Origin of the sequence: Thermosipho globiformans (assembly GCF_003990895.1) — a bacterium.
GTDB lineage: Bacteria > Thermotogota > Thermotogae > Thermotogales > Fervidobacteriaceae > Thermosipho > Thermosipho japonicus.
In genome coordinates, this window is the sequence record NZ_BHXD01000001.1 from 262647 (window position 1) to 284813 (window position 22167).

Below are 22167 nucleotides of genomic sequence, written 5' to 3' on the forward strand. Positions count from 1 at the left end.
AAATGGATGATAAATTTTTAATTCTAATATATTTTATTTTATTTTTGATATTAATAAAGTTTTCTCCGTTTGTATTTGGTGCAGTTATAATAGGATTTTATTTTTCTATTGTTATAGATGTTCCTGCAAAATTATTATCAAAGAAGTTAAACAAACATCTTTCTAAAGTGATTTCATATACTTTGATGTTATCATTAATTTTTTATTCATTTATAACATTTATACCAGTTATATTGGAAGAAGGAAAAAAGATATTTTCTGAACTTTCAAAAATTTCTATAAATGGAAATCCACAACTGCCTTCCTGGATACTTGACTTTTTGAATAATTCTAATAAACAAATTTCAAATTTTGCGTTAAATGTATTGAACCAATTATTTTCTTACACTCCATCTATCATAACAATGGGAATACTTATAATAGTCACGACACTGGCTGTTTCAAATTTAAAAGCATATTTGAAGAAAAATTTAAAAAGTTTTTTTGTGTATAATCCAGAGAAAGGGTATAACTTTTTTAGGAGTTTTTACAAAGATTTTGAAAGGTTTGTAAGTGGCCAAGTATTGGTTGCTTTATTTGTAGGGATATCTGTAGGATTTCTTTGTTTTGTTTTTGGAATAAAAGGTGCCCTTTTTTTAGGTATTTTATCGTTTATAACTGATTTTATACCATTTCTTGGTGTAATAATTGTTTCAATTCCAATGTTAATGCTAGGTTGGACATCGAAAGGATTTACAGGTATAGTTTTAGGAATTATAATATTGGTAATTGTAAATCAGCTTGAAAGTTGGTTTTTTGCACCAAAAATTCAAAGTAGCAATTTAAAGATTCATTGGTTTGTTCTCATAATTAGCCTTTTAATATTCAATGACTTTTTCGGGTTTATAGGAATATTAATTGCTATACCAACGATATTATTCATAAAGAAATTCTGGAAATATTATATATTAGGAGGTAGTTATGGCGACAACAGGGGAAAAGTTTGAGAAATTAATTAATATAATGAAGCAATTAAGAGGTCCCAATGGATGTGATTGGGACAAAAAGCAGACTCACGATTCATTGATACCTTATCTAATTGAAGAAGCATATGAATTAATTGAAGAAATAAAAAATAAAAATTACGATAATCTCAAGGAGGAACTTGGTGATATATTACTTCAGGTTATCTTTCATGCACAGATTGCAAGTGAAGAAGGAAAATTTTCGATTAATGATGTTATCGATGCAATATCAGAAAAGTTGATAAGGAGACATCCGCATGTGTTTGGAAATGAGAAAGATTTTTCTTACATAAGATGGGAAAAAATAAAAGCTCAAGAGAAGGGAGAAAACGATTTTTCAAGAATAGGTAAAATAAATTATTCATTGCCTGCCTTATCACTTTCAAGGAGAATTCAAGAAAATGCTGCTAATGTAGGATTTGACTGGGATAATATTGAAGATGTTTATTCAAAAGTTTATGAAGAAATTGATGAATTGAAAAATGCAAAAAATGATGAAGAAGCTGAGGACGAGTTAGGAGATTTACTCTTTGCAATTGTGAATTTATCTAGATTTTTAAAGATTGATCCAGAAGTTGCTTTGAGAAAAGCCACTGAAAAGTTTGTAAAAAGATTTAAAAAAATGGAAAAATTGATCGAAAAAGATGGTAAAAAATTTGAAGATCTTTCACTTGATGAACTGAACAAGTACTGGGAGGAGTCAAAAGAATGAAAGTGTATGGAAGAAATATTCTAAAAGAAATTCTTGAAACAAATACTAAAGTTAGAATGATCTACTTTTCGGATACTAACTCTGCAGAATTAACAGATCTAATTGAGGAAGTAAAAAAAAGAAAATTACCTTTTACAATTGCAAATAAGAAAGTTCTGCAAAGGTTAAGTAATACGGAAAAGCATCAAGGCGTTGTTATTGATATTGGAGAATTTGAGTATAAGGATGAAAGTATTATTGAAAGTTTAGAAAAACCCTTTTTAGTAATTTTAGACCAATTACAAGATCCTCATAATTTTGGGGCAATAATAAGAACAGCTGTTGCAAGTGGTGCAGATGCAGTAATAATACCTAAAAATAATTCTGTTCAAGTTACTCCAACTGTGGTTAAAGTTTCAGTAGGAACAATTTTTAAAATTAATATAATAAAAACGACCAATATTGCACGTTTTATAAAAAATATCAAAGAAATGGGAATATGGGTATACGGTGCGGATACTAATGGAAAAGTTTACTATAAAACAGATTTAAGGAAACCAATAGCTATTGTTTTAGGAAATGAAGGCTCTGGAATTAGGCCAAACGTAAAAGAAAAATGTGATGCTTTAATAACAATTCCTATGAAAAATAGTGTAGAATCACTTAACGTTTCGGTTAGTGCGGGTATATTACTTTATGAGGTGATGAGGCAAAATGAAAATTTTAGTAGTTGAAGATGATGATAAGCTAAGAAGGTTACTTGAACTTGAATTTAAGCATGAAAATTGTACAGTAAAAACTTGTGAATATGGTGAAGATGCTATAATTGAATATCAAGAGTTTAAACCTGATGTTGTTGTATTAGACATTATGCTTCCCGATATAGATGGAACTGAAGTAGCAAAAAAGATAAGAAAGCTAGATTCATCAGCAGGGATTATAATGTTAACTGCGTTGTCAGAAAAAAAGAATAAACTTGAAGGATTTGAGAGTGGCGCAGATGATTATGTAGTAAAACCTTTTGACTTTGAAGAATTATTTGCGAGAGTAAAAGCTATTGCAAGAAGAAAAAATATAACTTTGAATGATGAAATTAAAATTAAAGATTTAATAATAAACATCTCAAAGAGAGAGGTTATATTTAAGAGTAAGCCTATCAATCTTTCAAAAACGGAATTCGATCTGTTGGCTTACCTAGTAAAAAATGCTGGAAGGGTAGTATCAAAAGAGGAAATATTAGATGCAGTGTGGGGCATTTCCTATGAAGGTTCTGAAAACACGGTTGAGGTATATATAAACTATTTAAGAAAAAAATTATCCTCAGACATAATTAAAACGGTCAGAGGAATTGGATATACTATATCATAATTGTTATTTGGAGGTGATTAAATGTTCTTTTTTGATCCAACATTCATTATACTTATACCGGGGTTATTACTAGCTTTCATAGCACAAGCCTACGTTCAAGAAAGATTTTCAAGATATTCGAAAATCCCATCATCATTAAATATGACAGGAGCTCAACTAGCAAAGTACATGCTTGAATCAGCTGGATTATACAACGTAAAAATTGAAAAAATTCCAGGACATTTGACTGACCATTATGATCCAAGAACTAAGGTTGTCAGGTTATCTGATGCAACATATAATTCAAACTCTATTGCTGCTCTTGGAGTAGTAGCCCACGAAATTGGACATGCTATTCAACATGCTAGACATTATGTACCTTTAGTAATCCGTACTGGAATTGCTCCAGTTGTATCTTTTGCATCTAATTTATCTTGGATATTATTTATTGCAGGTTTTATATTTATGAACATTGCTTTGATTAGGATCGGTGTGTTATTATTTTCTCTTGCTGTGATATTTTCCTTAATAACACTTCCGGTTGAATTTGATGCAAGTAATCGTGCAGTAAAAATTCTACGTACAAATCTTATGATGCCACCAAATGAACTTGAAGGTGTTAAAAAAGTTTTAGGGGCTGCTGCAATGACATATGTTGCTGGAACATTGATGGCATTTTTGCAATTACTTAGAATGCTTTTAATAGCAGGTTTTTTGGGAGGAAACAGAGATTGAATGATCTAATAATAGCGTACCGGCTTTTGAGGAAAAAATTTAGAAAAGGAATATTTTCAACTGAATTCTATCAGGCTTTCTCCTATGTGGAGGAGAAAGCTTTTTTTAAGAATTTAATTTTTGGAGTTTTGAGAAAGCAGGAATATCTTGACTGGATAATTGATTCATTCTTAAAAAAGCGTGATATTCCCCCTTCTATAAGAACCGTTTTAAGAATTGGGGCATATCAACTTATTTTTACTAACAAGCCTTCTTATTCTGTAGTTAATAACTGTGTGGAATTGGTTGAGAAAAAATCGTTTAGAGGATTGGTAAATGCTGTCTTGAGAAAAATTGCAAAAATTGGGTATATTGAACCTAAAGAATTATATCTTAAATATTCACATCCAAAATGGTTGATTGAATACTGGAAAACATTTCTTCCAAATGATTATCTTTTAAAAATGTTAGAGTATAATCAAAAGCCATTAAAAACTACAGCAAGGGTAAATATGAGAAAAATAAATAGGGAGAATTTAGAATTGGAAAATACAACATTTACTCCTCATTCACCTGTAGGTATTATTTTTGAAAGATTGGAAACTAACCCTTGGGAATTAGAAGAATACAAAAATGGATATATAACATTTCAAAGTGAATCTTCACAAATTATCCCCTTATTAGTGAATTATGAAAATGAAGAAAATGTTCTTGATGCTTGTGCTGCACCTGGTGGAAAAGCAACACATATTTTAGAAATTAGCGATGTTAATTTATACGTAAATGATTATGAAAAGTCTAAAATTAATATTCTTGAAGAGCAATTTGAAAGATTGGGACTTTCTCCTAAAAAAATAATGTGCAAAGATGCTTCGAAATTAAAGTTAGATAATTTATTTGATAAAATCTTTGTTGATGCCCCGTGTACAAGTCTTGGTACAGGTAGAAGAAATCCCGAAGTATTGAGACGTCAATCCAAAAATAATATTTTGGAACTTTCGAAACTACAAAAAAAGATTGTTTCAAACCTTTGGAAATATTTAAATAAATTTGGTCTTTTGATTTATTCAACTTGTACCGTTACTTACGAAGAAAACACACAAGTAGTTAAAGAATTTTCAAGTTATGCAGAATTTGTTGATATAAGAGAAAAATTAGAAAAATTTAATATAAAACATATTTGGGATGGGTACGGTGCATTATTTTATCCTGATGAAACTTTAACACCATTCTATGTTTCGATATTAAGAAAGATAAAGGAGTGATTAAATGATTAACAAAAAGAAATTAGAAAGTTTTTTTAATTCTAGCAGTTATAAACCAATGATACAAAAAGAAATTTATAATGCTTTGAAAATTAAAACTAAAGAAGAAAAGAAAATTGTTAGGAAATTACTTAAAGAATTACAAAATGAAGGAAAAATATATAAAGACTCTAAAGGAAGATACAAAGTTATAGGAAAAAATATGATTGTTGGAACAATTGAATTTACAAGAAATGGAACTATGGCTTTTGTTTGGACTGAAAACGGGGAAGAAATTGCAGTCCCGGCCGAAAAAGCAGGAAGAGCCATTCATAAAGATAAGGTTGTTGTAGAAATTACAGGAAAATGGTATGACATACCAGAAGGAAGAGTTGTAAAAATTTTAGATCACGGTTTAAAAAAAGTTGTTGGAACTTTTCAGCCAATTGGTAGGGCTGCTTTTATAATTCCAGATGATCCGAAAATTCAATATGATTTTTACGTTCCTATTGAATTCTTCAATAATGCAAAACCAGGGGAAAAAGTTGTTGGAAAAATAATTAAGTATCCAACGCCGACTAAAAATCCCGTAGCAAAAATTATAGAAGTTTTAGGGTATGCCGATGATCCGGCAACTGATTTTCCTACTGTAGTTGTTAAGCATGATCTTCCACTTGAATTTCCAGATAAGGTATTAAAAGAAGCATCTAAAATTCCAGATAAAGTTTTAGAAAAAGACATTAGAAATAGAAAAGATTTCAGAAATGAAATTATAGTAACAATTGATGGACCTGATGCCAAAGATTTTGACGATGCAGTTAGTGTTAAAAAATTAAAAAATGGGAATTATTTACTTGGGGTACATATTGCTGATGTCTCTCATTACGTAAAAGAAGGGAGTGAATTAGATAAAGAAGCATTTAAAAGAGGAACGAGTGTTTATTTAATTGACAGAGTTCTTCCGATGCTTCCTTTTAAGCTCTCCCATGGTATCTGTAGTCTAGTACAAGGTGAAGATAGGTTAGTTATGTCACTTGTTATGGAAATAGATAGAGAAGGAAACGTTGTAGATTTTGAAGTTGCACCTGGTGTAATTAGAAGCCATAGAAGACTAGTATATGACGATGTAAATGCTTTATTTAAAGGTGATAAAATAGCCTTTAATAAAATCGGTGATTTATATGATCAGCTTATTTTAATGAAAGAATTAAAAGATGTTCTAAGAAATGCAAGAAAAAGGCGTGGAGCGATTTTAGATATTGAAGGCGGAGAGGTAAAGATAATCCTAGATGAAAAGGGGAACACAATTGATATTATACCAAGAGAGAGGGGAGAAGCCGAGGTAATTATAGAAGAATTCATGATCAAGGCTAATGAGACAATTGCAGAATTATTTTATAATTTCGATTTGCCTTTCGTATACAGGATCCACGAAAAACCTGATCCAGATACTATAATTCAATTAAAAAATTATCTCTCTGCAATAGGTATTAGCTTTAAAGTTCCAAAAAAAATAACGTCAAAACTTTTACAAGAACTTTTAGAAAAGACTAAGGATCATCCTCTACGTGGAAGTATAGAAAGACTTCTTGTAAGGTCTATGAAAAGGGCTGTATATTCTGCAAACAATATCGGACATTTTGGCTTGGCCTCATATGCATATACCCATTTTACATCTCCTATTAGGAGATACCCAGATCTTGTGGTTCATAGATTAATAAAGCAATTTTTATCAACAAATGGTAAATTAACTAAAAAGGAAATTACAAAACTAAATGATAAACTATCAAAAATTGCGGTACATTCAAGTAAGAGAGAGAGAGTAGCAGATGAAGCAGAGTGGGATTATACAGCTTTGAAGAAAATTGATTATATATCAAAGCATATTGGTGAGACATTTGATGTAGTAGTTACTGCGGTAACAAAATTTGGATTATTTGTGGAAATCATAGATAAAAATATATCTGGATTAATTCATATTTCAACTTTGGATGATTACTTTGTCTATGACGATGAAAGAAGTATTTTAATTGGTTCACACACTGGGAAAGTATTCAAAATTGGTGATAAATTAAAAGCAAAAGTTGTAAATGCAAACAAAACAAGAATGCAAATAGACTTTGAAATAGCAAAAAGTGAGGCTTAAAAAGCCTCACCTTTTATTTGCTAAATATTTTATACCTTTAACTATTAAAGCGATCGCTATTATAACTAAGACAACTGGAAAAACTATTGTTACAAGCCCCACAAATATTAATACGATTAATAAAGCTCCTAAAACTATAGATAAGATAGGAGATAAAAATGGGAAAAATATAATACCAAGTAGTACTAAAAATATTACTCCTAAAATTGCAAGAAAATTTATCATATTATCCCTCCTTTTTTGTATTACAAAAATATTTTACCATATAACAAAAAAATTTGCAAATTTATCAAAAAATTTGAGGTGATGGTATGGATAAGAAAAAAATTAAAGAAGAAATTGAAAAATTAAGGGAAGAAATTGAATATCACAATTACAGATATTATGTTCTTGCTGATCCTGTAATTAGTGATGAAGAATACGATAAACTTCTTAAAAGACTTATAGAGTTAGAAAAAAAATACCCTGAGTTTTATTCTCCTACATCACCAACACAAAAAGTTGGTGGGAAAGTTCTCGATGGATTTAAAAAGGTTAAACATTCGATTCCTATGCTAAGCTTGGATAATACGTATAACGAAGAAGAAATAAAAGAATTTGATGAGAGGATAAAAAAATTACTAGGAGTTAATGAAGTTGAATATGTTTGTGAATTAAAAATTGATGGTATTTCTGTAGCATTGAGATATGAAAATGGACAATTTGTTATGGCATTAAGTAGAGGAGATGGCATTGAAGGCGAAGATATATCCGAAAATGTAAAAAAGATAAAATCTATTCCACTTAGATTATTTAGAAATTTGACAATTGAAGTTAGAGGAGAAATTTTCATGCCAGTAAAAGAATTTGAAAAGTATAACAAAATTGCCGAAGAGGAAGGTTTACAACCCTTTGCAAATCCAAGGAATGCTACTGCTGGAACTATAAGGCAACTAGATTCTTCTATAGTTGCTAAAAGAAATCTTGATTCTTTCATTTATTATGTAGTAAACCCTGAGATTTATGGTTTAAAAACTCAATGGGAAGCTTTAAAATTCTTAAAAGAAGTAGGATTTAAAACTAATCCTTATTCAAGGTTATGTCACGATGTTGATTGTGTAATAGATTTTTGGAAAGAAATGACCAAGAAGAGAACACAATTAGATTATTGGATTGACGGACTTGTAATAAAAGTTAATAATTTTGAATATCAAAGAAAATTAGGTGAGACTGCAAAATCTCCAAGATGGGCTATTGCTTTTAAATTTCCCTCTATTAAAGCTGAATCAAAAATTTTGGATATAGAACTTAATGTTGGAAGAACCGGAGTTATAACACCCGTAGCTATTTTAGAACCAATTAATTTGGAAGGTTCTATTGTTAAAAGAGCTTCTTTGCATAATTTTGATTACATAAAAGAAAAAGATATAAGAATTGGAGATCACGTGTACGTAGAAAAAGCCGGTGGTATAATTCCTCAGATTGTAAGTGTTATAAAAGAAAAAAGGACGGGAAAAGAACTTGAAATTGAAGTTCCAAAATCATGTCCAATTTGTGGTGGAAAAGTGGGTAAAACTTCAGAAGAAGAAGTTGCTATACGATGTTTAAATCCTCATTGCCCCCAAAAATTAAAGAGACATCTTGAAATATTTGTTTCTAAATCTGCATTTAATATAAGTGGTTTGGGAGAAAAAATAGTTGAAAAGATAGTAGATGCAAGATTAATAAATGATGTAGCAGATATATTTTATCTTACCCCATTTGATCTTGCACAAATCAGTGGATTAGGTCAAAAATCTATTGCAAATATTTTAGAACAAATTGAAAAGGCAAAAAATACTCCGTTATATAGAGTTATTATTGGTCTTGGAATTCCACTTGTAGGTGAAAAAACTGCCAAAATATTAGCCGATAAATTCAAAAGTATTAAAGCGCTCTCTCAAGCTAGTTATGATGAGTTAACTTCTATTGAGGGAATTGGGCCTGAAGTTGCAAAAAGTATTATCGAATACTTTAAAAATGAAAAGACAAGAGAAATAATTAGAAAATTGGAAAATGCAGGTGTAAAACTAGAACAGGAAGAAAAAACGAAAAAGTCTTCAAAGCTAGCAGGTTTAACATTTGTAATAACAGGAAAGTTTAATTCTTTTAAAAGGGAAGAAATAAAAGAAATTATAGAAAGACTTGGCGGAAAAGTTACTAACACTGTTTCTTCGAAAACTGATTATCTATTAGTTGGTGAAAAACCGGGTTCAAAATATCAAAAAGCATTGGAGCTTGGTTTAAAAATTATAAATGAAGATGAATTTAAAAAAATGATTATTGATTAGCATATTGCCATAATTTTTTTGAAAATTCATCCTCATAAATGGGGATGAATTTTTTGTTACCTGGTATATAGATCAATATGGTATGAATTTCATAAAAGCTACCTCTGTTTCTTCTAAAAACCAGATATTCTAATGAACTGTTTAAAATTTTTATAATTTTTAGCGAGACTTCGCTTATGGTTCCATAATTTATTTTTACATTTCCATTGTAGGTTCCTATCTTTACACCAAAAAAGTCTATCATTTTTAAAGCTGCATCAATTCTTGCCTTGTTAAGAGAATCTTCAATATCAACTCCGCCGCTTTGAGAAACACCCTCAAAATAAATCAAATTCTTTTGATTACTTATTAGATAACCAAAGTTAGTATTTATACTAATTATTTCATCATTATCTTGAAGGCAATATTTATCAATCCCTATTGATACACAATTATTATCTCTTTCATAGTTGCAGCCCCAAAAAAACAAAAACATTGCTAAAAGTAACGTATAAATTATCGCTCTTTTCATAATATTACCACCCTAAATTTTAATCTATAAACTTAAGTACATCATCGGAACCTACCATTCTTTTAATTTCAATTGAGCGTTCTTCTTCATCTAGTTCTTTTATTAATCCAGACTTTTGATCTTTTAAAACTACGAAATGTTTGTCAGCCCTTACTGCAACTTGTGGAAGGTGTGTGACTACGATTACTTGATATCTTTCAGATACTTCTTTAAGCTTTTCAGCTAATTTATTACCAGTTTCACCACTGATTCCTGCATCTACTTCATCAAAAATTAGGATACCATCTGATACTACTGAAAGTTCCAGAGCTAGCATTAACCTTGAAAGTTCACCGCCAGAGGCTATAACTTTCAACGGTTTTAGAGGTTGATTTTTTACAGTTCTTCCTAATAATTCAACTTTGTCGAATCCATTGTAATTATAATCAATTTTTAAAAAATTGAATTGAATTTCTATATTTAAATTTAAATCATTGCAGTGTTTTAAGAATGCTTCACTTACTTTTTCAGCAGCTTTTTTTCTATTTAACGAAATTTTTTCTGAAAGTTTTTTCATGTTTTTTAAGCAATCTTCTATCTTTTTTTGAGAATCTTCTAATAATTCTATTTTCTTTTTAACTTCATTTAACTCTTTCATATAATTTTCATAATTTAACAAAACATCTTCTAGAGTTGGACCGTATTTTCTCTTTAGCTGGTTATATTGCCAGATTTTTTCTTCGATTTCTTTAACATCATATCCTTCAATTTCTGAAAGTTCTTTTTGAATATCTAATTTTAATGTTTCTACAATATCTAAAGCTGCATTTACTGATTCTTCATACTTATCATTAATTATCTTTTTTATATTCCACAATTTTTCTGAAATAACTTCACTTTCGTTTAAAATTTCATTATACTTTTCTAAAGTTTCTTGAAGCTTAGTAGCAACATTGTACTGTTCATTTAAAAATTCTTCTTCTTCTACAGTTGGGTTTACTTCTTCTATTTCTTTTATAACTGACTCTAAATATTCTAACTTTTCATATAGCTTATTCAAACTCTCACTTTTAAGAAGTTCGTTTAATTCTTTATATAATTCGTAATATTTTCTATACTCATTTAATAAGTTTTTATTATTTGAAATTTCATCTAAAATAGATATCAAAAAATTTTGCTCCAAAAATTTCATGTGTGAATTTTGCCTATGTAAAGTTATATAATTTGATAAAATTGAAGATACAATATTCTTTGGATATACTCTTCCATTTATCTTAAAAGTAGTTCTTGAATTGTTTCTTTTAACTGAAAATACATTTTCTCCCTTAAAAATTTCATATTCCAAGATATCATCTGGAATATCAATTACTACTTCCACGCTGTAGTTGTCTACTCTACCTGGGGTAACTCCAAGCAATATTCCAAAAATATCCAACATCAAACTTTTTCCGGCACCAGTTTCACCGGTAATTACATTTAATCCTTTATCAAAGTAAATATCTACATCTTTAAAATACAAATAATCATGAAGGTGTACAGATACTACCTCTACACTCTTCATTTATTTAGATGCTCCTTGTCAAAATTGTATGGTAATAATTCTGATACTGTGGTTTTCTTAATATTTCCATTTTTTCCTACTAAAATTACTTCAAAATCTCCAAATTCTGCCATAACCTGTCTGCAAGCGCCACAAGGAGATATCGGCTCTTCAGTATCACCAACAACTACAATTTTTGAAAATTGAGTTTCTCCTTCGCTTACTGCTTTGAAAATAGCAGTTCTTTCAGCACAGCAGCTCAATCCGTATGATGCATTTTCAACATTTGCGCCTGTAAAAATTTTTCCACTCTTTGTTAAAATTGCTGCACCTACTTTGAAATTTGAATAAGGAGCATATGCATTTTCTTGTGCCTTTTTTGCAAGTTCAATTAGCTTATCATTCATTATCTTTCACCACCTTAACCAATACTTTCTCAATTCTATTTTTTGATGCTGCAATTATTTTAAATTTGAATTTATCGATTATAATTTCTTCACCAACTTTTGGGATTCTTTGAAGGTGTTCTAGAATATAACCTGCTAATGTTTCATAGTCTGTCTCAGGAAACTCTATTTTTAGTTCTCTTTCTATATCATTAATAGGTACAGTAGCATCTACTATGTAAGAGCCGTTTTCAAGTTTTTTTATTCCAAGATTTTCATTTTGATCATACTCATCCATAATTTCTCCAAAAATTTCTTCTAGAATATCTTCCATAGTTACAAGTCCAGCAGTTCCTCCGTATTCGTCTACAACGATTGCCATGTGCATCTTTTGCTCCTTAAAAATTTTTAAAAGTTCAGAAACTTTCATAGTTTCTGGGACAAAGAGTGGCTCGCGCATCAATTCTTTCACCTTAACCTTTTCGCATATTTCAGATCCTCTATCACTTATAAATGCTAAAACGTCTTTAGCATAACAAATACCAACTACATTATCTATTGTTTCTTTATAGACTGGAATCCTTGAATATTCTTCCTCTTTGATTATTTTCATTACTTTATCCAAAGTTTCTGATTCTTCAATTGCTACTATATCAACCCTTGGAATCATAATTTCTCTTACAACGGATTCTTCCATTTCTAAAGTTCTTTTAAGCATAAAACTTTCCTCATGTTTAATAGTTCCTTCTTCTCTTCCAACCTCAACATACATTATAATATCTTCTGTTGTAATAAATGGTGCTTCTTCGACATAGGTACCGCCAATTATTCTAATTACAAAATTGGATATTGATACAAGAAGTTTTATTATTGGTGAAAATATCTTGGACAAAAATATCAAAATACCAATCATTTTATTAAATATTTTTTCATTATTTTGCCTTGCATATATTTTTGGTGTAATTTCACCAAAAATTAATATGAAAAATGTCAAAATTAACGTACTAAAAAGTGCCGAGAGACTTTCTGGGAATACATTTTTAAATGCGTTGACAACTACTAATGTTGCAATTGATGAAGCTAAAATGTTGACTAAATTGTTCATTATGAGTATTACAGTTAAAAGTTTGTTAAAAAGGTGAAGCTCGTTTTCCTCTTCACTCTTATCTCCTTTTTTCAAAGATTCCCTTAACTTTAACTTACTAACAGAAGTTAAAGCAGTTTCAGAAGCTGAAAACAGAGAAGAAAGATAAAGTAGAAAAATTAACAAAAATAAATTTAACAAATAACTTAAAGGATCTTCCATCTTAGAAACCACCTCCAAAAAGATTATATCATATATCCAGTATGTTTTTCTTCATAAGATTTCTCTTTTTTAAACTTCTTTCTACAAAAATTTTTCTGTTGGTAAAAGGATCAATTCCAGTGTAATAGATTGTTGTACTCAATGTTCCAGGCGTAGGAGTAAAAATTTGAATCTGTTGTGGTCTATATCCAAGTTTTTCCTTAATAAATTTTTTTAAGTTGTTATTTTCTTTCATTCCTTCTCCTGGATGTCCAACAATAAAGTAAGCTATAACATATCTTTTTTTTGCAACTTTCTCATATTTTTCTTTAAATTGCAAAAACAAAGATATATCAGGTTTCCTCATTATTTGTAGAACATTTTTATCAGAATGTTCTGGAGCAAGTTTTAATTGACCTGGTGTAAATTTTGGAAGTTCCTTAATGAAAATATCACCGTATTTTTTGTCTTCTAATACTAAATCATGCCTTATTCCTGAGGAAATAAAAACATTTTTAACACCTTGAACCTTTTTTATTGAGTATAGTAGATTCAATAACTTTTCATGATTTACCTTTGCGTTATTACATATATTAGGAAACAAACAAAACTTTGAACATTGTCCTTTATTTTCTCTTATAGAGCAATCAGAACCGTACATGTTCGCAGTGGGACCACCAACATCGTTTATTGTTCCACGAAATTTTTTCATTCTTTTTAAAATTTTTACTTCTTCAAGAATTGAATCAATACTTCTTGATATTACATGAGTTGTTTGATGCTGAGTCAGGGCGCAGAAAGCACACATTCCATAACAGCCTCTTACGGCAGTAATGGAAAATCTTACTGTTTCTATTGCCTTAACCTTTCCAAACTTATTGTAATATGGATGCACTTCTCTTTCAAATGGCAAAAGGTATAAATTATCAAATTCACTTTGAGTTAGAGGTGATTGGGGAGGATTTTGAATAACATACCTATTATCTTGCCTTTGTACTATTCTTATTTTCCTATTTGGATCTGTTAAAAGTGTCATTTTTCTAAAAGCTTCATTATATTTTTCTGGATTTTCTTTAACTTCTTCAAATGAAGGAATTTCAACACACTTTTCTGGTTTTTTAGAAGACCACCATACTATTCCATCAATATCTTTACACTTGTTTATATCGCCATATTTTTCTATACATCTAGCAATTTCTAAAATAGCCTTTTCTCCCATTCCATAAACTAAGATATCAGCTTTTGAGTCTAATAAGATTGATTTTCTAACTTTATTTGACCACCAATCATAGTGAGCAAACCTTCTTAAACTAGCTTCTATTCCACCTATTACTATTGGAACTCCTTTAAAATATCGCCTAACCAAATTAGAATAAACAATCAAAGCTCTATCGGGCCTCCTGATATTAAATTTTTCAGGTATATAATCATCAAATCTTCTTTTTTTCATTGAAGCAGTATAGTTTGCTACCATAGAGTCTACATTTCCGCTAGTAATTCCAAAAAATAAACGAGGTTTTCCTAACCTCGTTATATCATCAGAATTATAATCAGGTAGTCCTATAATCCCTACTTTATATCCCTTAGACAAAAGATAATGTCCTATTAGTGAAATACCAATTGATGGATGATCAATATAAGCATCACCAGTTACTAATATAATATCTAATTCTTTCCAGCCTAGTGCGTTCATTTCATCTCTAGTAGTAGGTAGAAACAAAACTTACCCCTCCAATAATTGCTTATATATTTGCAAATATGATTCATATCGAGTCTTAGAAATTTTTCCTTCTTCAACCGCCTTCTTAACTCCACATCCTGGTTCATCAACATGGTTGCAATCAGGGAAAAGGCAATAAAAGTCATTAAATTCTGGAAATAATCTTTTTAGATCTTCGTGCTCTATGTGACTTATATCTAAATTTGCAAACCCAGGAGTATCAGCTATCCACCCACCGAAGTCAAAATGCATAAGTTCAATAACCGTTGTTGTATGACGACCTCTATCTAATTTTTCCGAAACCTCATTAACTTTTAGTGAAAGGCCTGGATTAATCGCATTCAGAATACTACTTTTTCCAACACCTGACATTCCTGCCATTGTAGAAATTTTATTTTTAAATACTTCTTTTAATTCTTCAATTCCTTCTTTTGTTTTAGCGCTAACAAAATAAACTGGATATATCTTTTCATAAATATTTTTAAATTTGTTTATTTCTTCTTTGGTTAATAAGTCAATCTTATTTAAGACAATTACAGCCGGAAGTTTAGCATTTTCTACTAATACTAAATATTTATCTAAAATTTGTAAAGGAACTTCAGGCTTTCTTAAGGATGTTACTACAACAACTTGATCAATGTTGGCAATTTTTGGTCTTGGAAGCTCATTTTTCCTATTTAATATATTCTCAATAACTCCTTCTTTTGAAACAATAGGGCGATATTCAACAATATCTCCAACAATTGGTCTAATTTTTTGCTCCTTAAACTTTCCTCTTAATTTACACAAAAATTCTTCGCCGGTTTCAAAATCTTGAACAATTGCCATGTTTGACAAAAACTTTATAACAACGCCTTTTCTTCTCATTTGTTCCCTCCAATTTCTCCGTTATCAATCAATAAGTTTATTTTCTCTAGATTAGATATAGTACTTTCAAAACTTGGATATGAGGCAAGAATTCTTCCATCTGCTCCAGGATAATTTATTTTTACTAGATTTACATTTAAACCTAAGTTTTTTAAAATATCTACACCTATTAAATAGTGTACGCCATAAAGGTTGGGAATAAAAATACCTTCATTTATTTCTTGATCTCCATATATTTGTATTTTTCTACCTCTTTTTACTAAACTTCCACTTTCCGGTATGATCAACTTCAAATTACCCCCACCAAAAAACTTTTCGGTTTGTAAACCTTCTTTTTTTAAGATTTTACCTACTTCCGTCACTTTTAAGCCTTTTAAATCTTCAATTGATGGTATTTGAACGTAAGAAGTATTTTGTATATAGTAAAAAATACCCAGAAAAAAAAGTCCACCAAATATTGCCCCGATTGAAAACATAATTATTAATTTTAAAATCTTTATTTTAGATTCCTCCTTCGTAATTGTCCGCAAGCTGCATCAATATCTGTCCCTTTTTCTGCTCTTATTTCACACTCTATTCCATGCTTTGTCAGAATTTCTTTGAATCTTTCCATTGCCCATCTGCTTGGTCTATAATAATTTGGATTTACAGGATTGACCGGGATTAAGTTAACATAAACACTTAAACCTTTTAAAAGCTCAGCCAATTTTTCTGCGTCCTCAGGATAATCATTAAATTCTTTTATTAGTATATACTCTATGGTAACTCTATTATTTGTAATTTCTTGATATTTTTTCACAGCAAAAATTAATTCTTCTATACTGTACTGTCTATTTAATGGGATAATTTGATCTCTTTTAAGGTTAGTAGTTGCATGTAAAGAAAGTGCAAGTTTTACATCCAAACCACTCTCTGCAAGTTCAATTATTTTTTCGGGTATTCCAACCGTTGAAATAGTGATTCTTCTTATTCCAATTCCCAACATTTTTTTATTATTAAGCATTTTTATACTTTTAATTGTATTTTCATAATTTAGTAAAGGTTCACCCATACCCATATACACAACATTACCAACTCTAATTTTTCTATGAAGTTCAATTCCCAAAATTTGTGATACTATTTCTCCCGCTGTTAGATTTCTTACATAGCCACTTTGACCTGTAGCACAAAAAGAACATTTTACAGGGCAGCCAACTTGGGTTGAAATACAAGCAGTAACCCTTCCTTCATGAAAAAGCGCGACTGATTCAATTGTATTACCATCTGGTAGTTCCCATAAAAACTTTGTTGTCCTGTCGATTTTTGAAATTTGCATATCGATTAATTTGGGGATCTGAATTTCAAAATTTTCACCTAATATTTTTCTATGATCCTTTGATAAATTAGTCATATCTTTAAAATCAAAGACTTTCTTTTTATAAATCCAGTCCAATACCTGATCTACTCTATATTTTTCAAAACCTAAACTTTTAAATTTACTTACCAATTCTTCATAATTAAAATCAAGAATGTTTTTTTTCATTATTTTCCCTCCAGTTTATATTTACAATTATATTTTATCATAAAAAACTTTAAGGTTCTCTTTAAAAGAGAACCTTTAATATTAAATGGTAAATTAATAAATTATTTTTTAGCCAAAGCTTGGGCAAGATAGGCACCTTGTGCATTTAATTTTGAAATAGCTTCTTCCATAGCGGAAAATTTTTGCCATAAATCTTGCTCTTTTTTCTGTAAAATTTCAATCCAATTAGCCATTTGTTTTGCAAGCGTCCTTTTTTCACGTTCAATACGTCCACTAACTCCGGCTATCTGATCTATCTCTCCATTAAATTTTGTAAGTTCATATAAATAATCTTTTACCTGAGATGCAAAACCATTTTCATCACCAAAAAATTCCCAAACTGCATCTGTACCATTTTTAGAAATGAATTCTCTTAGTTTATCTTCATCAAGTTCAATATGACCTTTCATTGTATTTTCAAAACCTATGCCAGCATCACCTGATTTTATTCCAAGTTCCCAAAGATATTTTCCTCCGTAGGATTCATATAAATAATTTCTCATTTTATCAAAGACTTTTCTCAAATATTGATCATTTTTTAAATATCCCTGTATTTTTTCTTCATCAGTCATTTCAGATTCATCTTTATTTTTAACTTTTGATTCAGTTAATTTTGTGTACAAATAATCTGTAGTTTCATTCCATTTGCCTACAAAATCTTTTACTTTTTCAATGATTGAATCTGTGTCAGTATTTACACTTACATTTGTTGTTCCCACACTTAGAGCAGTAAATTCTAGTCCATTATATGAAAATGAATTAGTATCAGAATATAAATCATATGTTAATCCAGAATCTGTTTTTAAAACAGCGTGTGCAACATTTCCAAGAGTAAATGTTCCAGTATCAAAGCCTAACTCGCTGGGAGCATTTGCAACATTTATAATAACATCTCCCATATCCTTTGCTGTTAAAATTATTTTGTTATTCACTTCATCATAACTGGCAGTTATATCTTCTAAATTGTTGTTTATATTTGAAATTAAATCAGCAATCGTGTCATCTTGAGAATAACTAATTGAGACACCATTAATTGTAAAACTACCGGAACCAGTAATTCCAAGCTCTGAAAGTGTTTTACTAGTAAAATAACTTCCAATATCTTTAGTACTTTCAAGGGTATAGTTTCCACTACCATCTGCTATTAGATTTGCGTCGTTTAAATTAAATACATACATAAAATTACCACTTGTTTGGGAAAGCTCAAATACGTCTGAAGATTGGATTATCAATCTATTATTTGTATCATCAAAACTTACAGTTGCAGAACTTCCTGCAGTTGTAAATGCATCAGAAATTTTTGTTAGTATATCATTTATCGTATCTGAAGTGCTTATATTTATATCAACTTCAGTATTATTTACGGTTAATTTTACGACAGAATCTTCCGGAACATACCTATGATTAATATCTGAAAATAATGTGGTTAAAGTAATATCTTGACCAAGTTTTGAGCTTTCAAAAATGCTCCTTGTAGCCAAATTCTTAACTTCAATAGAATAAGTACCATCCAATGTTGAAGAACTAGCGGTTGCGGTTAAAATACTTTCATTTGAAACTGAAGCACTTTTAGGAATGAAATTTGACTGAAGCTTAAAATCTGTCAAATAATCCATTAATTCTCTTAGTTTGTCAGATACTGCGTTATAAGCTTTTTCCTTGTAATCTAATTCTTTAAACTTTTCGTTTAATCTATTTAATGGTTGAGATTCAACTTCCATAAGTTTTTCGATTATGGAAGCTGTATCCAAACCACTAGATACTCCGCCAAATTGAAAGAGCGGTGCATTTGAAGTATATTTATAGTTTATATTATTTGCTATTGAACTATAATCCATGCTTTCCACCTCACTTATGCATGTTCATCAAAGACCATGCCTAAAAGCTCTTCAATATTTTTTGCTAATTTTAATGCAACTTCAGGTGGAATCTGCCTTATGATTTCTCCTGTATCTTTTTCTTTTATTTTTACTATAATCATTCCTGTTTCTTGATCAATTTTAAATTCTGCTTCTGCGTTAAAAATCACTTTAAGTTTTTCCAAATTTTCTTTAAAAATATTAGCGGCAAATTCTGGATCCACCTTTTCCTTATTTCTTTGTTGAACATTATCACTTACTTTTACATTTCTATCACTATAAATTATCTGATCATCTACTCTTCTATTTTCCACCCCTTTAATTCCATCCATAACATTTGCCTCCCACAATTAAAGTGTAATATATCCCAATTTAATTATCGGAACCATTTTCATCTTCTTTAGACATAATTTCATCTAATAATTTATTAATTCTAACACTTTCTTCTATACCTTTGTCCTCTTTAAACCTCAGTTCAGGTGCAGTATAAAGTCTTATATTTTTTGCTACAAAAGTTCTAAAATATCCTTTATACTTTTCAAGTAATTCCACAGCTTTTTTTCTCAGCTTGCTATTTCCAATAACACTGACGAATACATCTGCAAATCTTCTATCTTTAGAAATCAAAACACGTGAAATAACAATATAATCTTTTAAAGATTCGAATTCAGGTTCTTTTATTTTTTGGATTGCTTGAGCAATTAATTCCCTAATATACGCTTCTATTTTTTTATTTCTGTATTCAGGCCTCATTATCTTCTCCTCCTTCCATAAGGTCCTTAGCTTTTGCTAAAGAATCTTTAGATTTAACAATTAATTTCAATAAATCTGACGGTTTAATTCCCAGTACTTTAAATGTATCTTTTGAAAGAATTGGATCACCAAAAGATCCGGAATAGCCTGGATACAATAAATTTGATATATAATTAGAAAGGTGTACTATAAAAACTATACTATTGAAACCTGGCGAAGTATTTTCTTCTGGTTCATCATGAAACTTTGAAACAATTTGGTATAATTCAGGAAGTTGCCATTTTTCAATCAAATAGCTACCTATTTCGTTATGAGTTTCAACTTCTAACATTTTTTCAAGTTTGTATAAATTTATCTTTGATTCCTTGCTTTTATTAACTATCATAGTCAAATATTCTGGAAATGCTATATCAAGAACAATTTTTCCCACATCATGCAAAAGACCTGCCATGAAGGCTTCCTCTTGTTCTGGATATCCAATATTTTTAGCAACCACCTCAGAAATAATTGCTGTTGACATAAAATGTTTCCAAAGCATTTTTTTATCTATCTTTGATGTTCCCCTATTTAATGAAGAATAAGTAAACAAAGATAAAGCTAAATTCCTAACAGTTTTAAACCCTAAAATCATGACTGCTTCGCTAATTTTTGTAACCTTTTTTGGTAAACCATAATATGCTGAATTTACAAGTTTTAACACTTTTAAGGAGAGAGTGGGCTCAGTAGAAATAGCTTTTTCCAGTGTTTTAACCGAAGCATCTGGATTTGAAGCAATATTAATTATTTGTTGCACATGAAAATCCGGTGTTGGTAATTCTTCAATATCTTTTAAAAGTTCCGCTATCACTTTATCACTTCCTATAAGGGATAACTAATTCAAACGTTGTTCCTTCTCCTAAAGTGCTTTGAACATTTATTTTTCCCCCGTGAAGTTTAATTATTTCCTGAACTATAGTTAACCCCAGACCTGTTCCTGGAACTTCGTATGTTAGACTTCTATCCCCTCTATAGAATTTTTCAAATATTTTTTCTTTGTCCTCTTGTGAAATTCCTATTCCATTATCTTTAATAATTATACTTAAGTTTTCTTCTTTCTTTTCAACTGATATATTTACGTATCTTTTCTCTTTAGATTTATCCGAAAATTTTATACTATTATCAACTAAATTATGTATTGCTTGTTTAATTCTTCTTTTGTCAGCGGATATAGAAACACTTTCACAATTTACATTAATTTTTACATTATATTTTTCAGCTAGTTGTTTCAAGTTTTCAACTACTTCTTTAATTAATTCACACAAATCAAATTCACTATATTCAAGTTCCATTGTTCCAGATTCAATTAAAGTAAAGTCTAACAAATCATTCAATAAGCTTTCTAATCTTTCACTCTGTTCATAAACAGTTTCAAGGAATTCTCTTTGGCTTTCTCTATCGACTTCCATATTAAGTAATGTTTCCGTGTATGCTTTAATTGCAGTTAGAGGAGTTCTAAGTTCATGGGAGATGTTTGCGACAAATTCTGTTTTCATTTTGTCTAGTTGTTTTAGTTTTTCTAATTCAATTTCATAAGTTACATTATTGAAAGTAACAACATATTTTGTTTCATTTGAAAAATTAAATTTAACCTTAACTACCGTATAATAGTGACTGTTAAATTCTTTAGTTAAAATTTTTCTTTCATCATTTATTGCTGATTTCAAAAAATCATTAATGTGAGGATCCAAATCCAATATTTCCTTTGCAAAATCGTTTAAAAATTCTATCTTACCCTCTTCGTTTAAAACAAAAATCCCTTCTTTAATCGAATTTAAAACATCCGACATAAATTTTTCTGACTTTTTTATTTGGTCAAGCAAGATCAAATTTTCTACAGTGACACCTGTAAGAAAAGCAAATGTTTGTAATAAATTTAATATTTCGTTATTTGGCTCATTTTTAGTTAGTAACAAAATTACTCCCAAGAGTTTATTTTGTTTTACAATTGGAATTATTCCAATAAATTTGTCTTCTTCTGAAAAAAATGCCGGTAAAAGTCTTTGTTTTATCCAAGCAATATAATCTTCAAATTTATGAATGTCTAACATTTCTGGTTCATAATAAACTACTTTATCTTCTTTCATTACAAGGGCTTTTTCATACTTTAGAACACTTTTAACGGAGTTTAATAAGGCTTTGTAAACCTCCATTTCACTTGTAGCTTTCCCAATTTCATGCATAAAAGATGAAAAAAGAAGATCTAAGTTCAAAT

22 protein-coding genes are annotated in these 22167 nt (G+C 29.7%); 8 read left to right on the plus strand and 14 right to left on the minus strand.

The window, feature by feature from the left end; translation table 11 throughout:
* Window positions 1-2 precede the first annotated feature (2 nt).
* From EO083_RS01525 to rnr, 7 genes are read left to right on the plus strand one after another with little or no spacing between them, the layout of a single operon-like run.
* A complete protein-coding gene (locus EO083_RS01525) occupies window positions 3-986 on the plus strand; it encodes an AI-2E family transporter (protein WP_126992454.1) in 984 nt (327 codons plus the stop codon).
* Entirely contained in the window at window positions 961-1716 is a 756-nt protein-coding gene (gene mazG, locus EO083_RS01530; RefSeq protein ID WP_126992455.1) for a nucleoside triphosphate pyrophosphohydrolase, read from the plus strand. The genes EO083_RS01525 and mazG overlap by 26 nt, the downstream gene beginning before the upstream one ends.
* Window positions 1713-2429 carry a 23S rRNA (guanosine(2251)-2'-O)-methyltransferase RlmB gene (rlmB, locus tag EO083_RS01535; RefSeq protein WP_126992456.1) on the plus strand — a complete coding sequence of 239 codons (717 nt, stop codon included), beginning with the start codon at window positions 1713-1715 and terminating at the stop codon, window positions 2427-2429. The genes mazG and rlmB overlap by 4 nt, the downstream gene beginning before the upstream one ends.
* The gene (locus EO083_RS01540; RefSeq protein WP_126992457.1) at window positions 2410-3063 is read left to right on the plus strand and encodes a response regulator transcription factor; all 654 of its coding nucleotides are present in this window, start codon (window positions 2410-2412) and stop codon (window positions 3061-3063) included. Before rlmB ends, EO083_RS01540 begins: the two co-directional genes overlap by 20 nt.
* A gap of 21 nt (window positions 3064-3084) precedes the next feature.
* Window positions 3085-3777, plus strand: a complete 693-nt coding sequence (locus EO083_RS01545; protein WP_126992458.1) for a zinc metallopeptidase — start codon at window positions 3085-3087, stop codon at window positions 3775-3777.
* Window positions 3774-5021, plus strand: a complete 1248-nt coding sequence (locus EO083_RS01550; protein WP_126992459.1) for a 16S rRNA (cytosine(967)-C(5))-methyltransferase — start codon at window positions 3774-3776, stop codon at window positions 5019-5021. The genes EO083_RS01545 and EO083_RS01550 overlap by 4 nt, the downstream gene beginning before the upstream one ends.
* Before the next feature lie 4 nt (window positions 5022-5025).
* Entirely contained in the window at window positions 5026-7146 is a 2121-nt protein-coding gene (rnr, locus tag EO083_RS01555; RefSeq protein WP_126992460.1) for a ribonuclease R, read from the plus strand.
* A 6-nt stretch (window positions 7147-7152) separates the two neighbouring features.
* On the opposite strand, the gene EO083_RS01560 is transcribed toward rnr, so the two are convergent.
* Window positions 7153-7371 (minus strand): hypothetical protein, encoded by a 219-nt coding sequence (locus EO083_RS01560; protein ID WP_126992461.1) that lies wholly within the window; start codon window positions 7369-7371, stop codon window positions 7153-7155.
* A gap of 86 nt (window positions 7372-7457) precedes the next feature.
* Between EO083_RS01560 and ligA the strand changes: the two genes are divergently transcribed.
* Window positions 7458-9455: an NAD-dependent DNA ligase LigA gene (gene ligA, locus EO083_RS01565; protein WP_126992462.1), complete on the plus strand. Its 1998-nt coding sequence runs from the start codon at window positions 7458-7460 to the stop codon at window positions 9453-9455.
* Here the strand turns inward: ligA and EO083_RS01570 are convergent.
* The 13 genes from EO083_RS01570 to EO083_RS01630 all read right to left on the minus strand — a co-directional run bounded on the left by EO083_RS01570 (window position 9445) and on the right by EO083_RS01630 (window position 22165).
* Window positions 9445-9966, minus strand: coding sequence for a hypothetical protein (locus EO083_RS01570; protein ID WP_126992463.1), 522 nt, complete (start codon window positions 9964-9966; stop codon window positions 9445-9447). The two genes, ligA and EO083_RS01570, sit on opposite strands and share 11 nt — an antisense overlap.
* A gap of 19 nt (window positions 9967-9985) precedes the next feature.
* Window positions 9986-11506 (minus strand): DNA repair protein RecN, encoded by a 1521-nt coding sequence (locus EO083_RS01575; RefSeq protein ID WP_126992464.1) that lies wholly within the window; start codon window positions 11504-11506, stop codon window positions 9986-9988.
* Window positions 11503-11892, minus strand: coding sequence for a cytidine deaminase (locus EO083_RS01580; RefSeq protein WP_126992465.1), 390 nt, complete (start codon window positions 11890-11892; stop codon window positions 11503-11505). The genes EO083_RS01575 and EO083_RS01580 overlap by 4 nt, the downstream gene beginning before the upstream one ends.
* Entirely contained in the window at window positions 11885-13177 is a 1293-nt protein-coding gene (locus EO083_RS01585) for a hemolysin family protein (RefSeq protein WP_126992466.1), read from the minus strand. Before EO083_RS01585 ends, EO083_RS01580 begins: the two co-directional genes overlap by 8 nt.
* 28 nt (window positions 13178-13205) lie before the next feature.
* Window positions 13206-14876, minus strand: coding sequence for a YgiQ family radical SAM protein (locus EO083_RS01590; protein ID WP_126992467.1), 1671 nt, complete (start codon window positions 14874-14876; stop codon window positions 13206-13208).
* Between the two features lie 3 nt (window positions 14877-14879).
* Window positions 14880-15743, minus strand: coding sequence for a ribosome small subunit-dependent GTPase A (gene rsgA, locus EO083_RS01595; protein ID WP_126992468.1), 864 nt, complete (start codon window positions 15741-15743; stop codon window positions 14880-14882).
* On the minus strand, window positions 15740-16036 hold the full coding sequence (locus tag EO083_RS09925) for a hypothetical protein (RefSeq protein WP_241229922.1): 297 nt from the start codon (window positions 16034-16036) through the stop codon (window positions 15740-15742). Before EO083_RS09925 ends, rsgA begins: the two co-directional genes overlap by 4 nt.
* A gap of 203 nt (window positions 16037-16239) precedes the next feature.
* Window positions 16240-17265 carry a dual-specificity RNA methyltransferase RlmN gene (rlmN, locus tag EO083_RS01605; protein WP_126992469.1) on the minus strand — a complete coding sequence of 342 codons (1026 nt, stop codon included), beginning with the start codon at window positions 17263-17265 and terminating at the stop codon, window positions 16240-16242.
* Between the two features lie 101 nt (window positions 17266-17366).
* Entirely contained in the window at window positions 17367-19142 is a 1776-nt protein-coding gene (gene fliD / locus EO083_RS01610) for a flagellar filament capping protein FliD (RefSeq protein ID WP_126992470.1), read from the minus strand.
* Between the two features lie 14 nt (window positions 19143-19156).
* Window positions 19157-19495, minus strand: a complete 339-nt coding sequence (locus EO083_RS01615) for a flagellar protein FlaG (protein ID WP_126992471.1) — start codon at window positions 19493-19495, stop codon at window positions 19157-19159.
* Between the two features lie 40 nt (window positions 19496-19535).
* Entirely contained in the window at window positions 19536-19916 is a 381-nt protein-coding gene (rbfA, locus tag EO083_RS01620; RefSeq protein ID WP_126992472.1) for a 30S ribosome-binding factor RbfA, read from the minus strand.
* A complete protein-coding gene (locus EO083_RS01625) occupies window positions 19906-20763 on the minus strand; it encodes an HDOD domain-containing protein (RefSeq protein ID WP_126992473.1) in 858 nt (285 codons plus the stop codon). The genes rbfA and EO083_RS01625 overlap by 11 nt, the downstream gene beginning before the upstream one ends.
* Before the next feature lie 4 nt (window positions 20764-20767).
* Window positions 20768-22165 (minus strand): sensor histidine kinase, encoded by a 1398-nt coding sequence (locus EO083_RS01630; RefSeq protein WP_126992474.1) that lies wholly within the window; start codon window positions 22163-22165, stop codon window positions 20768-20770.
* Between the last annotated feature and the right edge of the window lie 2 nt (window positions 22166-22167).

Coding starts and splice junctions, on each gene's coding strand:
- EO083_RS01525 (WP_126992454.1), top strand. CDS start 3: ATGGATGATAAATTTTTAATTCTAATATATTTTATTTTATTTTTGATA.
- mazG (WP_126992455.1), top strand. CDS start 961: ATGGCGACAACAGGGGAAAAGTTTGAGAAATTAATTAATATAATGAAG.
- rlmB (WP_126992456.1), top strand. CDS start 1,713: ATGAAAGTGTATGGAAGAAATATTCTAAAAGAAATTCTTGAAACAAAT.
- EO083_RS01540 (WP_126992457.1), top strand. CDS start 2,410: ATGAAAATTTTAGTAGTTGAAGATGATGATAAGCTAAGAAGGTTACTT.
- EO083_RS01545 (WP_126992458.1), top strand. CDS start 3,085: ATGTTCTTTTTTGATCCAACATTCATTATACTTATACCGGGGTTATTA.
- rnr (WP_126992460.1), top strand. CDS start 5,026: ATGATTAACAAAAAGAAATTAGAAAGTTTTTTTAATTCTAGCAGTTAT.
- EO083_RS01560 (WP_126992461.1), bottom strand. CDS start 7,371: ATGATAAATTTTCTTGCAATTTTAGGAGTAATATTTTTAGTACTACTT.
- ligA (WP_126992462.1), top strand. CDS start 7,458: ATGGATAAGAAAAAAATTAAAGAAGAAATTGAAAAATTAAGGGAAGAA.
- EO083_RS01570 (WP_126992463.1), bottom strand. CDS start 9,966: ATGAAAAGAGCGATAATTTATACGTTACTTTTAGCAATGTTTTTGTTT.
- EO083_RS01575 (WP_126992464.1), bottom strand. CDS start 11,506: ATGAAGAGTGTAGAGGTAGTATCTGTACACCTTCATGATTATTTGTAT.
- EO083_RS01580 (WP_126992465.1), bottom strand. CDS start 11,892: ATGAATGATAAGCTAATTGAACTTGCAAAAAAGGCACAAGAAAATGCA.
- EO083_RS01585 (WP_126992466.1), bottom strand. CDS start 13,177: ATGGAAGATCCTTTAAGTTATTTGTTAAATTTATTTTTGTTAATTTTT.
- rsgA (WP_126992468.1), bottom strand. CDS start 15,743: ATGAGAAGAAAAGGCGTTGTTATAAAGTTTTTGTCAAACATGGCAATT.
- rlmN (WP_126992469.1), bottom strand. CDS start 17,265: ATGAAAAAAAACATTCTTGATTTTAATTATGAAGAATTGGTAAGTAAA.
- fliD (WP_126992470.1), bottom strand. CDS start 19,142: ATGGATTATAGTTCAATAGCAAATAATATAAACTATAAATATACTTCA.
- EO083_RS01615 (WP_126992471.1), bottom strand. CDS start 19,495: ATGGATGGAATTAAAGGGGTGGAAAATAGAAGAGTAGATGATCAGATA.
- rbfA (WP_126992472.1), bottom strand. CDS start 19,916: ATGAGGCCTGAATACAGAAATAAAAAAATAGAAGCGTATATTAGGGAA.